The 13,777-nt window shown below is 53.5% G+C and carries 17 protein-coding genes; 7 read left to right on the forward strand and 10 right to left on the reverse strand.

The window, feature by feature from the left end:
- The 3 genes from ABLW18_RS11680 to cueR form a co-directional block, all read left to right on the forward strand.
- The coding region (locus ABLW18_RS11680; RefSeq protein ID WP_347824967.1) for an SDR family oxidoreductase at positions 1-764 on the forward strand (764 nt) is incomplete at its 5' end.
- A gap of 90 nt (positions 765-854) precedes the next feature.
- A complete protein-coding gene (locus ABLW18_RS11685) occupies positions 855-1,115 on the forward strand; it encodes a heavy metal-associated domain-containing protein (RefSeq protein ID WP_347824968.1) in 261 nt (86 codons plus the stop codon).
- Positions 1,116-1,268: 153 nt separating this feature from the next.
- Positions 1,269-1,658, forward strand: coding sequence for a Cu(I)-responsive transcriptional regulator (cueR, locus tag ABLW18_RS11690; protein WP_347824969.1), 390 nt, complete (start codon positions 1,269-1,271; stop codon positions 1,656-1,658).
- A 52-nt stretch (positions 1,659-1,710) separates the two neighbouring features.
- On the opposite strand, the gene ABLW18_RS11695 is transcribed toward cueR, so the two are convergent.
- Together ABLW18_RS11695 and ABLW18_RS11700 are read right to left on the reverse strand one after the other, a co-directional pair.
- Positions 1,711-1,950 (reverse strand): hypothetical protein, encoded by a 240-nt coding sequence (locus tag ABLW18_RS11695; protein ID WP_347824970.1) that lies wholly within the window; start codon positions 1,948-1,950, stop codon positions 1,711-1,713.
- 41 nt (positions 1,951-1,991) lie between these two features.
- Positions 1,992-2,192 carry a hypothetical protein gene (locus ABLW18_RS11700; RefSeq protein WP_347824971.1) on the reverse strand — a complete coding sequence of 67 codons (201 nt, stop codon included), beginning with the start codon at positions 2,190-2,192 and terminating at the stop codon, positions 1,992-1,994.
- A 262-nt stretch (positions 2,193-2,454) separates the two neighbouring features.
- Between ABLW18_RS11700 and ABLW18_RS11705 the strand changes: the two genes are divergently transcribed.
- Together ABLW18_RS11705 and ABLW18_RS11710 are read left to right on the forward strand one after the other, a co-directional pair.
- Entirely contained in the window at positions 2,455-2,619 is a 165-nt protein-coding gene (locus ABLW18_RS11705; RefSeq protein WP_347825039.1) for a DUF2805 domain-containing protein, read from the forward strand.
- The gene (locus tag ABLW18_RS11710) at positions 2,616-2,792 is read left to right on the forward strand and encodes a DUF2256 domain-containing protein (RefSeq protein ID WP_347824972.1); all 177 of its coding nucleotides are present in this window, start codon (positions 2,616-2,618) and stop codon (positions 2,790-2,792) included. The genes ABLW18_RS11705 and ABLW18_RS11710 overlap by 4 nt, the downstream gene beginning before the upstream one ends.
- A 47-nt stretch (positions 2,793-2,839) precedes the next feature.
- On the opposite strand, the gene ABLW18_RS11715 is transcribed toward ABLW18_RS11710, so the two are convergent.
- Positions 2,840-5,029: an NADP-dependent isocitrate dehydrogenase gene (locus tag ABLW18_RS11715; protein WP_347824973.1), complete on the reverse strand. Its 2,190-nt coding sequence runs from the start codon at positions 5,027-5,029 to the stop codon at positions 2,840-2,842.
- 115 nt (positions 5,030-5,144) lie between these two features.
- Positions 5,145-6,053: a DMT family transporter gene (locus ABLW18_RS11720; RefSeq protein WP_347824974.1), complete on the reverse strand. Its 909-nt coding sequence runs from the start codon at positions 6,051-6,053 to the stop codon at positions 5,145-5,147.
- 311 nt (positions 6,054-6,364) lie between these two features.
- Here ABLW18_RS11720 and ABLW18_RS11725 point away from each other — a divergent pair, with 311 nt between their 5' ends.
- A complete protein-coding gene (locus ABLW18_RS11725; protein WP_347825040.1) occupies positions 6,365-6,997 on the forward strand; it encodes a c-type cytochrome in 633 nt (210 codons plus the stop codon).
- 26 nt (positions 6,998-7,023) lie between these two features.
- Complete coding sequence (locus ABLW18_RS11730) at positions 7,024-8,289, forward strand: NAD(P)/FAD-dependent oxidoreductase (RefSeq protein ID WP_347824975.1); 1,266 nt, start codon at positions 7,024-7,026, stop codon at positions 8,287-8,289.
- 87 nt (positions 8,290-8,376) lie between these two features.
- On the opposite strand, the gene ABLW18_RS11735 is transcribed toward ABLW18_RS11730, so the two are convergent.
- The 6 genes from ABLW18_RS11735 to ABLW18_RS11760 form a co-directional block, all read right to left on the reverse strand.
- Positions 8,377-8,826, reverse strand: coding sequence for an OsmC family protein (locus ABLW18_RS11735; RefSeq protein ID WP_347824976.1), 450 nt, complete (start codon positions 8,824-8,826; stop codon positions 8,377-8,379).
- A 70-nt stretch (positions 8,827-8,896) separates the two neighbouring features.
- Positions 8,897-10,039, reverse strand: a complete 1,143-nt coding sequence (locus tag ABLW18_RS11740; protein ID WP_347824977.1) for a glycine cleavage T C-terminal barrel domain-containing protein — start codon at positions 10,037-10,039, stop codon at positions 8,897-8,899.
- A 164-nt stretch (positions 10,040-10,203) separates the two neighbouring features.
- Complete coding sequence (locus ABLW18_RS11745) at positions 10,204-10,689, reverse strand: Lrp/AsnC family transcriptional regulator (RefSeq protein WP_347824978.1); 486 nt, start codon at positions 10,687-10,689, stop codon at positions 10,204-10,206.
- 247 nt (positions 10,690-10,936) lie between these two features.
- Positions 10,937-12,061, reverse strand: coding sequence for a cobalamin-independent methionine synthase II family protein (locus tag ABLW18_RS11750; RefSeq protein ID WP_347824979.1), 1,125 nt, complete (start codon positions 12,059-12,061; stop codon positions 10,937-10,939).
- Positions 12,054-12,794: an alpha/beta fold hydrolase gene (locus tag ABLW18_RS11755; RefSeq protein ID WP_347824980.1), complete on the reverse strand. Its 741-nt coding sequence runs from the start codon at positions 12,792-12,794 to the stop codon at positions 12,054-12,056. The genes ABLW18_RS11750 and ABLW18_RS11755 overlap by 8 nt, the downstream gene beginning before the upstream one ends.
- 3 nt (positions 12,795-12,797) lie before the next feature.
- A complete protein-coding gene (locus ABLW18_RS11760; RefSeq protein ID WP_347824981.1) occupies positions 12,798-13,763 on the reverse strand; it encodes a cupin domain-containing protein in 966 nt (321 codons plus the stop codon).
- Positions 13,764-13,777: the final 14 nt, after the last annotated feature.

Raw genomic sequence — 13,777 nt, forward strand, 5'->3', positions numbered from 1 at the left:
CCGTTCAGGGCATTGGGCTGGCCATAGCGACGGCTTTGGCCCGGCAAGGCGCGCGGATTGCGCTTCATGGGCTCGCGGATGCAGATCAGATCGCCGAGGCCAGCCGGATCATCCGCGCGGCTGGCGCAGATGACGTGCGCTTCTTTGAGGGGGATATGCGCGATCCGGATGCCATCGAAACGTTGGTCTCTGATGTTGAGGATTGGGGCCCCTTGGATATATTAGTCAATAACGCAGGTATTCAACGCACTGTTAGCTTGGAAGATTTGACCCGCGAGACCTGGGACGCGATTATTGCGGTCAACCTCTCAGGTGCCCTGCATACGATGCGGCAGGCTTTGCCGAATATGGCGCGGCGTGGTTATGGCAGGGTGATAAATATTGCATCCGTACATGGTTTGGTGGCCTCCAAAGAAAAAGCGCCCTATGTGGCTGCAAAATTTGGCTTGGTTGGCCTGTCGAAAGTGGCCGCATTGGAATATGCGGCTGTGGGCAGTGCTGAGACCGGTGGGGTGACGGTGAATTGTATTTGTCCCGGCTGGACCGATACCCCCCTGATTGAACCGCAGATTATGGCGCGGGCTGAGAAATATGGTGGTGACTGGGCCGCAGGAAAGGTGGAATTGGTGGCGGAAAAGCAACCGTCCGCGCGCACCGCAGATCCTTCGGAGATTGGTGCCTTGGCGGTTTGGCTCTGCGCACCGATTGCCCATAATGTTACAGGTACAAGCATTCCCATTGACGGAGGATGGACCGCGCAATAGCGCATATCTGTTGGTATTGGTCGGCCTATAGGGTTCGCTTAACCCTCCAGTAAGTAGAGGCTTTAGGAGGGGCGAAGCTAGGAGAGATTTATGCGCGCGCCTGATACATTTGTGATGTCTGTGAGTAACATGAGCTGCGCGTCCTGCCCCGGGCGGGTGGATAAGGCCTTGCGGCAATTGCCCGGCGTTTTTGCGGTAGATGTGAACCTTGCCACCGAGACGGCACAGGTGACCTATGCGCCAGATCAGGCCAGTCGCGCCGATTTTCTTGGCGCGACCACTACGGCGGGCTATCCGGCGCAAGAGCATTCCGAAGACAGTCATGGGCAAGTACAGGCGCACAAACAATAGCTCGCCGAAGTCTATGGCCGGCGCAGCCGGCTGGCGGCGTTTCTGGCAGCAGCGGCTATGGCGCTGTCGTCCATCTTTGTTTTGGCCAATGCGCTGCGCTTGCGCTATGTTCGAGCGGCCAGATGAGGGATTGTTAAGACGGAGGGTCGCGATATGAATATTGGTGAAGTGGCAAAAATGGCGGACTTGCCGATCAAAACCATTCGCTACTATGAAGAAATTGGCTTTATTCAGCCCAAGCGCAGCGCCAATGGATATCGCAGCTTTCGCGAGAGCGATGTGCATAAATTGGCATTTCTGGGCCGGGCGCGGTCTTTGGGGTTTTCTATCGAAGATTGCCGGGCCTTGCTGCAATTATATGCAAATGACACGCGTGCCAGTGCCGATGTGAAGCAAATTGCCCAGGAACATTTGACGCGCATCGATGCCAAGGTCAAAGAATTGCAGGCCATGCGCAACACCCTATCGCATCTGATCGAAGCCTGCGCCGGCGATGACCGCCCCACGTGCCCAATCCTGTCCGATCTTGCGACGCTGAGTTGACCGATCACTGGCCCTAGGGCCTGTTGGCCGTGCTGCCGACGCGTCGCTGCGTTCAGCCTCCACCAACGAAACGGTCTGTTGGGCGATAGAAGGTTTTTTGGTTCCACAATCGTCCGAGCAGATCGCGCAACTCTGTGATCTCAGACTTAATCTCGTCAGGAAAAGACGCGTCTGGAGACGTTGCGGCTTCGATCATGCGCCGGGATCGGCGCGACACTTTTGCGCCAAGCGCGTCTTCGATGATCTCCAAGTCGCGGACCGACAGGGTGAAGGTTTCATTTGGTTTTGTCATGTGCTGTCCTCTCACGTGGAGCGAGTCTAAATCGGGCGAGGTTACACGCCGACCTGTTTCTGGGCGTCAAGCTTGCCAAGAAGCACACTGATCTCGCAGACCTCAGAATTGATACGTTTCATCGCTGAGGCTTTGTCTAAATTCCGGCTTTTAAAGGTCAGGTGTTTCAAGCGGTCATTCATCACCGCGGCGATGTGGTCGATTTCGGTATTGTCGAGGCGGTGCGCGTTCTGAACAGTCATTGCGGTCCCTTTTTTCTGTTTCCGTTGACGGTTAAATTATAGGTGAGTCGTAAAAAGTAAAGGAATACAATGGAATACTTTAAAATCCTTGTGGTTTCATAGGCTTCGCTCGATGTTGAAATCTCAAAGTCTTTTTCGCTTGGGCTTTTCTTTCGACGGATGCATCTTAGTTAAAAACGCTCAGGTGAAGCACGAGGACAAAAACACTGTGGGCGCCACATCGAAGATTTTGAGTGAAAAAGACATCAGCGAGGTTATTGAAATGGCCCTGTCTGACCATGTGTCGTTCTCTGATATCCAAAACCTACATGGGCTGCGCGAGGCAGACGTGAAGCTGTTGATGCGCAAGACTTTGAAGGCTGGCAGCTACCGGGCCTGGCGCAAAAGGGTGCATGATTTTGGCAGCCGGCGGGCGCATTACAAATGAAAATGCAAAAGAAATCTGATCTGCCCTCGAAGATTTGCCGAACCTGTGCGCGGCCCTATGTATGGCGCAAAAAATGGGCGAAGACATGGGATGAAGTGCGATATTGTTCGCAGAAGTGCCGCATGATGCGAAAGCCGACCGCTGTGGTCGCTGGAGGCGATGAGAAAAATTGAAGCTGTGCCGAGCGGGATGCATGTCCCGCTCGGTCGTCTTTGCGTGTTTAGTCTATGATGGCGTTTAACGTGGCAGAAGGGCGCATCACCGCAGCGGTTTTATCGGCATCTGTCCGATAATATCCGCCAAGATCCGCCGCCGTACCCTGAACCGCTGCGAGTTCTGCCAAAATGGCCTCCTCTCCGTCCGTCAAAGCTTTTGCGATGGGCGCGAAATGGGCTGCGAGCTCTGCATCACTGTTTTGCGTCGCAAGCGCATTGGCCCAGTAGCGCGCGAACCAATAATGGCTGTTGCGGTTGTCAGGCTCACCAACCTTGCGGGAGGGTGAGCGGCTTTCGTCCAAAATGGACTGGGTGGCCGCATCAACGGCTTGTCCCAAAACACGGGCCTTGCTGTTGTTTTTTGCTTCAGCCAGGAAGGTCAAGCTTTCGCCTAAGGCGCAGAATTCGCCCAGGCTGTCCCAACGTAGATGGTTCTCCTCGTTGAGCTGTTGAACGTGTTTGGGCGCAGAGCCGCCTGCGCCAGTTTCAAACAAACCGCCACCGTTCATCAGTTTTACAACCGATAGCATTTTTGCCGATGTGGCCAATTCCAAGATTGGGAACAGATCGGTGAGGTAATCGCGCAAAACATTTCCGGTGATGGCAATGGAGTTTTTGCCCTTCGTGATGATTTCAAGCGATGCCCTGGTGGCGTCGCGTGGCGTCATGATGTCAAATTTATCTGCCACGCCTTTGGCGTCCAAGAGTGGTTTGACATAGGCAATCAATTCCGCATCATGGCCGCGGTCGGCGTCAAGCCAGAAAATCGCGTTACAATTCTCGGCTTTTTGCCGGGAAATCGCGAGGTTTACCCAATCTTCGATCGGTGCTTTTTTGGTTGAGGCCGAGCGCCAAATGTCACCGGCTTCGACGGTATGTTCGTGCAATACGGTTCCATCGGCCAGGATCATTTTGATCGTGCCGGCCTCTGGCACTTCAAAGGTCGTAGGGTGTGAGCCGTATTCTTCGGCTTTTTGAGCCATGAGGCCGACGTTTTGCACCGTACCAGCGGTAGCTGGGTTCAACTTGCCGTTCTGTTTAAAGAATTTGATGGTCTCGTCGTAGACCGGGGCATAGGAATTGTCAGGAATGACGCAATTGGTTTCTGATTCCTGCCCGTCTGGGCCCCAGCCTTTGCCGCCTGCGCGGATCAGCGCGGGCATGGAGGCGTCGATGATGACATCGGAGGACACATGCAGATTGCTGATGCCCTTGTCGCTGTCGACCATATACATAGGCGGTCGTGCGGCGATGCAGTTGTTGATATCGGCGAGAATTTCCGCGTTGTCTTTGACGCGCTCGAGCAAGTCACCCAAACCGAAATTGGGGTTCACGCCGAGCTCAGCAAGCGCGCTGCCATGGGCTTGGAAAACCGGGGCGAGGAAGGTTTTGACCGCATGGCCGAAAATGATTGGATCGGAGACCTTCATCATCGTTGATTTCAGATGCAATGAGAATAAAGTGCCGTCGGATTTTGTGCGCTCAATTTCTGCTGCCAAAAATTCTTTGAGAGCCGCGGCACTCATGAAGGTGGCGTCAACCACGGTTCCGGCGGTGTAGAGGATATCATCCTTCAGGATGATTTCGCCATCGGCAGTTTCCAAAACGATTTTTGCGGTGGTATCTTCTGGTAGTGTGGCAGATTTTTCATTTGAAAAGAAATCGTTGCCGTTCATGGAGGACACGCGTGTCTTGCTGTCGGCGGCCCAATCGCCCATGCGGTGGGGATTGTTTTGTGCGAAATTCTTAACGGCCTTGGCCGCACGGCGATCAGAATTGCCTTCGCGCAGAACCGGGTTTACCGCGGAGCCTTTGAGGGCATCATATTTTGCGCGGACGGCTTTTTCGGCGTCCGTTTGCGGCGCTTCAGGATAGTCGGGCAAAGCATAGCCTTTGGCTTGTAATTCCTTCACGGCTGCAACCAGTTGCGGCACGGACGCGGAGATATTTGGTAGTTTGATGACATTGGCATCGGCCGTTTTCACCAAGCGGCCCAGCTCGGCCAGATCATCGGGTTGGCGTTGCTCTTCGCTGAGGTAATCTGGAAAGGCTGCCAGGATGCGCCCAGCCAAGCTGATGTCTTTGGTGCCGATGGTCACGCCCGCTGCAGCGGAAAATTTTTGGAGAATCGGGAGGAAGGATGCGGAGGCAAGCTCCGGCGCTTCATCAACTTTTGTATAAATAATATCAGTCATAGTGCATTCCTTGCGGCTAGATTTGCCCTCTCATAGCGAATAAGAATGCAAAGGTCGATGGTATACCGTGGTATGCGAAATATTTTTTTAATAAGATATGACGCTGTGGATAGGCCTAAAGCGGAGATTGTGCGCGGTTGCGGTTGCGACCCAAGCGCTGCTCTCGCCAGAGGATCACCACGCCGGAGGTGATGATGACCAAGGCGCCGGTTATGGTCCAAGCGGTTGGGATCTCGCTGAACCAGAAGTAGGCCAATGCCAAGGCCAGCAACATTGAAGTGTAGTCAAAAGGGGCCACCACTGAGGCTGGTGCATTGCGATATGCAGCGGTGAGGCAAATCTGCCCAATTCCGCCGATCACACCGGCGGTGACCAGCATCGCGGTCGCTTCGACGGAGGGTTTGACCCAACCGAAAGGCAGTGTGAACAGGGACAACACAGTGATGAGCAACGAGAAATAAAAGACAATCTGCGCTGTTCCCTCTGTTGCCACCATTCGCCGGACGAAAATTTGCGCCAAGGCAGCCAAAGCGGTTGATCCCAAGATTGCAGTGGCGCCGATTACTTCTATTGTGCTGCGTGCACCGTCCATATTTAAGGTCGGCCAAAGGACGATAAGTACACCAACAAAGCCCAAAGCCACGGTTGTGAGGCGGAAGGCCCGCACGGTCTCTCCCAAGATCAACGCGGCTAAAACTGTCAGAATCAAAGGAGTGGTAAAGCCCAGGGCGGCCACCTCTGGAAAGCTCAGCACCCCAAGAGCGAAAAATCGCAAAGACATAGAGGCCGCGCCGGCCAGGCCGCGCCATGTGTGGTCTAAAATATTGGACGTGCGCAGAGCTTTTGGAAAATCCCCGCGTATCGAGAGCCAGCCAATCACCACCAAAAGCGTGAAGAATGCCCGAAAGAACACTTGTTGCCCGGTCGGCACCTCTTGGGATGTGGCTTTGATCAGCGCCATCATAAAGGTAAATATCGAAACCGCTGTCACTTTCAGCGCGATGCCGCGGATGTTATCGGTCATCTCTGTCCAATCTGGCCCTTTGGATTGCAGCCTGTGTGAGTTTACGCCAGCCTAGGAAGATGCAAAACGCGGCGATTGACAAGCCCTGTAAATTTTACCGAATTTTCAAAGGAAGGGTCTGGTTAATAGATCAAAGCGCAGAGTTCCTATAATATTACATTCATACATGCGCATTTATGATTGCATTATTGGCTTGTTTCTTGTTTCCTGTGCAGGTGTCAATAAGGGAGGACGGGTTCTTGCACCGCAATCGTGGAACATTTTTTGTGCTTGCGGCTTTCTTTTTAACCGGAATGGCTCAGGCTAGCGGCATGGGAGATCCGGCTCTGGGCGCTGCTGTTTTTAAGAAATGCCAATCGTGCCATCAAGTTGGCGACCAGGCGAAAAACCGAGTGGGCCCACAACTGAATGATATTTTGGGACGCACTGCCGGCGGGCTGGGAGGGGCCAAATACTCTAAGAGTATGATCCAAGCCGGGCAAGATGGGCTGGTTTGGTCTGAAGACACTTTGGACAGCTTTCTTGAGAGACCAAAATCTTTGGTGGCCAAGACTCGGATGAGTTTCCGAGGCCTTAAGGATCCAGAAGATCGGGCAAATCTGATAGCTTATCTGCGGTCGTTTTCTAAGGGATCGATCGGCGCGTCAAACATGCAAGAGACAGGGCAGGGGATCGACATAAAGCTTGATCCCTCGGTGCTGGCCATGGTGGGAGACGCAGAATATGGTGAATATCTCTCCAGTGAATGTTTGACCTGTCATCAAAGCAGCGGGTCCAATGATGGCATCCCTGGAATCACCGCGTGGCCTACAGAAGATTTTGTGATTGCCATGCATGCCTACAAACAAAAAATTAGATCACACCCTGTCATGCAAATGATGGCAGGGCGTCTGTCTGATGAAGAGATCGCAGCACTTGCGGCGTATTTTAGTGACCTGGAATAACAGGCAAAACTCTGGGAGGAGAACACATGAAACTGAATAGACGTGTATTTATGGGCAGTGGCGCCGCAGCGGCAACCGCTTTGGCAGCGCCCATGGCCTTCGCCGGTGGCCATGGAAAGCCGCGGGTTGTGGTTGTTGGCGGCGGGGCCGGCGGTGCGACCGCGGCGCGCTACATCGCCAAAGACAGCAAAGGCGCGGTTGACGTCACCTTGATCGAACCTTCGCGCATGTACTACACTTGCTTCTTTTCGAATCTTTATCTCGGTGGGATCAAAACCATTGATGATCTCGGACATTCTTACGGCACAATGGCCGCCGGCGGTGTGAACGTTGTGCATGATTGGGCTGTTGGCGTGGACCGCGATGCGAAGACAGTGACATTGGCCGGTGGTGCATCGGTGCCTTATGACCAGCTCATTCTCTCTCCTGGGATTGATTTTGTCGAAGGGGCTGTTGCCGGCTGGGATCTGTCGTCGCAAAACGCCATGCCTCATGCCTACAAAGGTGGTTCACAAACAGAATTGCTCAAAGCGCAAATTGCCGCGATGCCCCAGGGCGGCACTTTCGCCATGGTTGCGCCGCCCAATCCCTACCGCTGCCCTCCTGGGCCTTATGAGCGGGTCTCAATGGTGGCGCATTATCTGAAGGCCAATAATCCGACCGCAAAGATCATTGTGGCAGATCCGAAACCGAAATTCTCGAAGCAAGGCTTGTTCCAAGAAGGTTGGGGCAAACATTACAGCGGGATGATCGATTGGATTGGCGATGATTTCGGTGGCGGAAACGTTTCGGTGGACCCCGGCGCCATGACGGTGACAATTGATGGTGAAGTGACCAAAGTTGACGTCTGTAACGTGATCCCCGCCATGAAAGCGGGCCGTATCGCCGAGCTTGCTGGTGTGACCGACGGCAAGTTTGCCCCGGTCAACGCGATTGACATGTCCACGAAAGCGGATGCGGATGTCTATGTTCTGGGCGATGCCTCTCAACAAGGCGACATGCCAAAGTCAGGCTTCTCTGCAAATAGCCAAGCCAAGGTCTGCGCTAATGCCGTGCGCGGGGCGTTGACGGGATCTCGCGTTTTCCCAGCAAAATTCTCGAACACATGCTGGTCTTTGATTGACACCAATGATGGTGTGAAAGTCGGTGCAACTTATGAAGCCACCGATGAAAAGATTGCAAAGGTCGATGGTTTCATCTCAGCTACAGGCGAGACCGCCGAAGTGCGCAAAGCCACCTACGAGGAATCCGAAGGTTGGTATGCAGGCATCACCGCGGATATGTTCGGCTAAACCTCTTGGGGGGCTTTGATGATGGTCATAGTCCCCCTTATTAATTTGATACTGGCCCGAGCCTAACTGCGCGCATTGCGCCAAGACTTAGCGGATATTGATTTCAACACTCTCCGCCAAAGTATTTGCTATAAAGCAATAGCGATGCGCTCGGTCTTGCATCTGAGCTAAGTCCTCATCTTTCACAGCAAAGCCCGTATCAAAGCGCACCACGGGATGCAGATCAATGCGTGTGACCGACATCTGACCTTTGGGATTTTTGCCCAGATGGGCTTCTGCATAGTCATGATAGCTGGCCACCGGCCATCTGGCTTTGGCAGCCAATGCGAGAAAGGTCATCATGTGACAACTGGACAGGGCAGAGGCCAAAGCTTGCTCGGGATTGGTATGCGCCGGATCACCGCCCCAATCTGGAGCTGAATCCACGTCAATTTCATGCAATCGGTTCATTTGAACGATGTGAGAATTTGAGTAAGTGCCTGTGGCGAACACGGGCGTTGTGCGCTGCCAATGAAGCTCAATAGAAAGATCAGACATAGGGATTCCAATTATAGGAAGGAGAGATGGGCGGCCTTCCGTGTCGCGCAAGGACAGGCCGCCAGGTTTGTTATGCGGCTGCGATCTGCTTTTTGGGATCATAAAATGGCCGCTCAACCACAGTGGCTTTGACCATTCCAGTGTGGATTAAAACCTCGACTTCCGCTCCCAAAATGGCCGCATCGGTGGCAACCATGGCCAGCGCTATGTTTTGCTTTAAGCGTGGTGAATAAACTGCGGAGGTCACTTTTCCGATGGTTGCGCCATCTTGTTGGATGCCCCAGAAGGTGGTGTTCGGGCCGGTAAGCGGGGCGCAGTCGAGGACCAGCCCGACCTGTTTGCGTTTCGGGCCGTCGTGCTTGATCTGGCGCAGCGCAGCTTTGCCGATGAATTCTGCATCCATGTCGAGGTTAACGAGGCGATCAAAGCCCAGCTCGAAGGGGTTTGTCTCAATATCCGCATCCGCATGGTAGGAGAGCATCCCACCTTCAATCCGCCTGATCGAAGAAGTATGACCGGGCTTCAACCCATGTGGCGCGCCCGCAGTCATGATCAATTCCCAAAGCTGATCGCCTTTTGACCCATCGCGCAGATAGAGCTCATATCCCAATTCGCTGGACCAGCCTGTGCGTGACACGACGAGGGGGATTCCCTCCAATTCCAGCTCGCGCAGCCAGTAGTATTTTAGATCTGCAATGCTGTCTCCGAAGAGCGCTTGCATAATCAGGCCTGAGTTCGGACCCTGAAGTTGCAGCGGTGAAACATCCGGTTCTTTGATTTTCACATTGAGGCCGGAATGCACCGCCACGCCCTGTGCCCATAGTAAAATATCGCTGTCCGCTAGGGAAATCCAAAAATGATTTTCTGCCAAACGCAGCAGTATCGGATCGTTCAAAATGCCACCATCGGCATTGGTGATCAGAATATATTTGCACTGGCCAACGGCCATCGTGGATAGATCGCGGCATGTCAGCATCTGTGTGAATTTTGCGGCGTCCAGTCCGGTGATTTCGACCTGGCGTTCCACGGCAACATCACAAAGGATTGCTTGATCCACAAGGTTCCAGAAATTTTGTTCAGGATCGCCAAAATCACGCGGGATATACATGTGATTATAGACCGAAAAAGCCTCAGCACCCCATCGGACGGTCGCGTCAAAATAAGGGGATTTGCGGATCTGAGTTCCGAAGCCAAAATCATCTGCCTGTTTCATTTTGCGCCCTCTTTGCTGCTGGCCAATCTGGCCAAGGAAAACTGAATTCTGGCCCATACTTAACTTGATCGTGTCGCAATCATGGTCCGATTACTGGCAAGAAAGCGGCCGACTGGACTGATTTACTGGGCAAGTTTAGCCTGTTTGGTCTTTTCCCCGTGATTTTAAGATGTTGTGGTGAGTTTTGCGAGATTTGGATGGGAGCTTTTGACTTGGCGAGTCGCGATGTAAGTCATATAGCGCTCAATCGCGAGATCCGCTGACAACATCTCTTCCATGAGGCGTTGGAACGCGGCCAAATTGGGCGTTACCACCGTCATCACATAGTCCATGCCACCGCCGGTCGCGATGCATTGGGTCACTTCGTCTAAGTTGCGAATGTGCAGCTCAAAGCGTTCGAATTCGATTTTTCGGTGTGAGCTCATCGCCACGGTGACCACAACCTGTGTGAAATCTATGATGCGCTCCAGGGCGATATCCGCGTGAAAGCCACGAAGAATCCCCGCGGACTTCAAGCGATCAAGCCGTGCCCAGCACGGTGTCGGCGAGAGGTTAACCAGCTCTGCGAGACGCGTCTTGCTCAGGTGTCCATGCTGTTGAACGGCACTTAATATGCGAATATCCGTAGCATCGAGCCCCAATTTCTTCATATGTATCCGTCTTTCATGAAACCGTTTACGCACATGTCATAACCCATATATTAGAGTTTTCTAGGTCTGGATCCTAGACATATAATTGTCCGCAGGCGCCTGCGCAAAAGCCAACAGCACGGTTTGGCCACAAAACCCTCAGGTCACAGTTTACGCCCCTGAAATGGGTGAAAAAACGGCTCGCCGAAGGAACCCGTCATGCGCAGTCACGCAACACCGGCTTGGCGGGTGTCCTTGGCGCGCAAGGTTATGTGACCAGCGCGGCCCCTTCGGTCAAAGCGCTCAGCTTGGCGTAAGCGATACTGGGATCGACTGTACCAAAGCCTGCGAAGGTCCCAAAGCCGCAGTCACTGCCAGCGATCACCCGTTCATGACCGACAATATCGACAAATCTTTCAATCCGCTGCGCCACCAACTCTGGATGCTCGACAAAATTTGTTGTCGTATCGACCACCCCTGGGACCAAAATCTTTGTATCCGGGATATCAGCCTTGCGGTCGCGAAAAACGGTCCACTCATGCCCGTGGCGTGGGTTTGAGGTTTCAAATAACACATAGCGCGCTTTGGCGGACATCAGCGTGTCAAACATTTTCGACATCGGAATATCACAGATATGTGGCCCTTCATAATTGCCCCAGCAAATATGAATTCTCACACGGTCTTCGGGCACATTCGACAGCGCATGGTTCAGCGCCTCCACATGAGTGGCGGCAACCTTCAGAAATTCGTCATCGCTCATGTCGGTGAAGAGCATGTGCCGGGAGAGCGCAAGATCCGGACAATCCAATTGCAGGTCAAGGCCGGCAGCTATGATGGTTTCATATTCCTGCTTCATCGCATCCGCCAAAGCGGCGAGGTAAGCCTCGCGATTTGGATAGTAGCCATTTTGCAAGAATAAGGATATCACACCGGGGCTGGCGGCATTCATAAAGCCGCGCTCGATCCCCTGTGCGGCCATCGCAGATTTGAGATTGGCGATATCCTTCCCCAATTCACCTTGTCCTTTTGATGTGACCTCACCCACGCACATGGGGCGCGCATAAGTGGGGGTGCCGCCGCCATCGGCCAAGCGCTTGAGAAAGCTCGGAAACATCGCCAAATCTGCTGGTGCATTGCGGTCACTGTCGCCTGCAAACCCTGTGTAGCGGTCTTTGACATAGGTGGCATAGGAGATCTTGGATGTCTCACCATCACTCACGATGTCGATTCCAACCTCTTTCTGCCGGGTCACGGTCTCAGCGACAGCAGCGGACATGGTCTTGTCGAACTCTGCTTGATCATAAGAGGTTTCATTTTCACGCGCAAAGATGAAATCGACAACCTCCTGTGTTCGGGGCAATGATCCGGTATGCGTGGTCAATACTTTAGACATGTTCAATCTCCTTAGGGGGCAGGGGTGGGGCGTTTGTAGCACCATCGAGCCAGATGCGCAGCGCGGTGGTGGTGGCCTCGGGCTGTTCAAGTGTCGGCAAATGGCCAGCCCCATCAATAACTTCAAGCTGTGCCCCAGGAATGAGCTGGGCCAACAACACATGTCGATCGAGCGGACATAATCGATCCTCTTTGCCGCAAAGGATCAGGCTTGGCACATTCACCAGCTTTAGATTGTCTTGTTGGTCTGGGCGGGTGGCTAGCGCTTCAGATTGGTTGAGGAAGACCTCGGGGCCAAGGTCCATGGCCATGGTCATGCAGAGATCTAAAATATCGTCCTTATGGGCGCTATCTGTCAGGTAATTTGGTTTCATCTCATCGCGCAGAACTGCACGCAGATGGCCTTGGCGTACCTGCGCCTTTTGATGCTCTCGATTGGCGCTTACGGCTGGGTCTTCTGCTTTGGGGTTTGTGGCCATCAAGGCGAGATGAGTCACGCGTTCAGGTGCATGGCGCATGATCTCCATCGCGACGATCCCCCCCATCGACAGCCCTGCGAGCGCAAATTGCGGCGGCGCAGATTTCAAGACCGAATGCGCCATGCCGGCGATTGTATTGGTGCCCGTTAAGGGGGGCACCAAAACCGCTCGGCCGGCAGAAAGCGCAGCTATCTGCGGCGCAAAAAGCCGCGCATCGCACATCATACCGGGCAAAAGAACGAGAGAGCCAGCCAAGGATCAAGCCACCCAAGTGGGGCCAGCAGGGTCATCGGTGGCAATGATATGATAGAGCGCGGCTTCCCCCGTCATGGACGGCACTGCGCTATGTGGAAGATGTTCCGGCACGGACATAGTATCTCCCGGAGCCAGCGTTGTGGCCCCCCCCTCCCAGGCAATCCGCCAGTGGCCTTTGACAGGCATCAAGACGCTTGGCCGATCATGTGCATGCGGCTGATCAGTAGCGCAATGGCGGGTAATCAAATCAATCTCAAAACCAGGGCGATCTCGGATCAACCCTTTTTCGCCAATGACTTTGACCGCGCCGCTGTGTGCCAATGCCACCATATCAAGATAGCGCCGCACATAGCCGCCCACCACCTCCATCGGGGTTGGTACATTGACCTGATTCAATTCTGCTTCAGTCAAAACCGCCATCGGTGCCACCCCATCTGGGAGGCGCTCACCAGTCTTGGTATCATAGAGTTTGCCATTCTCTCCAAGGATCAGACCATGGTCTTTGGCATCTTCAATCACATGCGGCGCCCAGATCACGCCGCCGCCGGCGTCATCTCCACCCAAAACGGCCATAATCATCCCATAATCTGTTCCGATATTTTCAAAGCCTCGGAACATATTGGTGGGGATGTTAACAATATCGCCCTCTTGCAAGATCACCTCACCAGCATCGCCCCGCTCGCCCCAAAAAAAGCGCCAGCGGCCGGATAAAACAAAGAAAACTTCTGCTGTACGATGATTGTGTAATGAATTTCGACATTTCGGAGGCTGTCCTGCTGCCCCAATGTTGAACCCATGCGGCACAGCAATATGCACATGTTGGTCAGGTGATTCAGACACCCCTCCGCCAATAATCGTGAAATTTTCTTTTTGATCGCTTCCAGGCGTGTGGGCGTCGATAAAGGCTGTTTTGCATGGAATGAGATCGCCATAGCGGACAATGCGTTTTTCCATCTCTTCTGGGGTCATCCTATGTTCCTTTT

The organism is uncultured Planktomarina sp. (genome assembly GCA_943788425.1).
Taxonomy (GTDB): Bacteria; Pseudomonadota; Alphaproteobacteria; order Rhodobacterales; family Rhodobacteraceae; genus Planktomarina.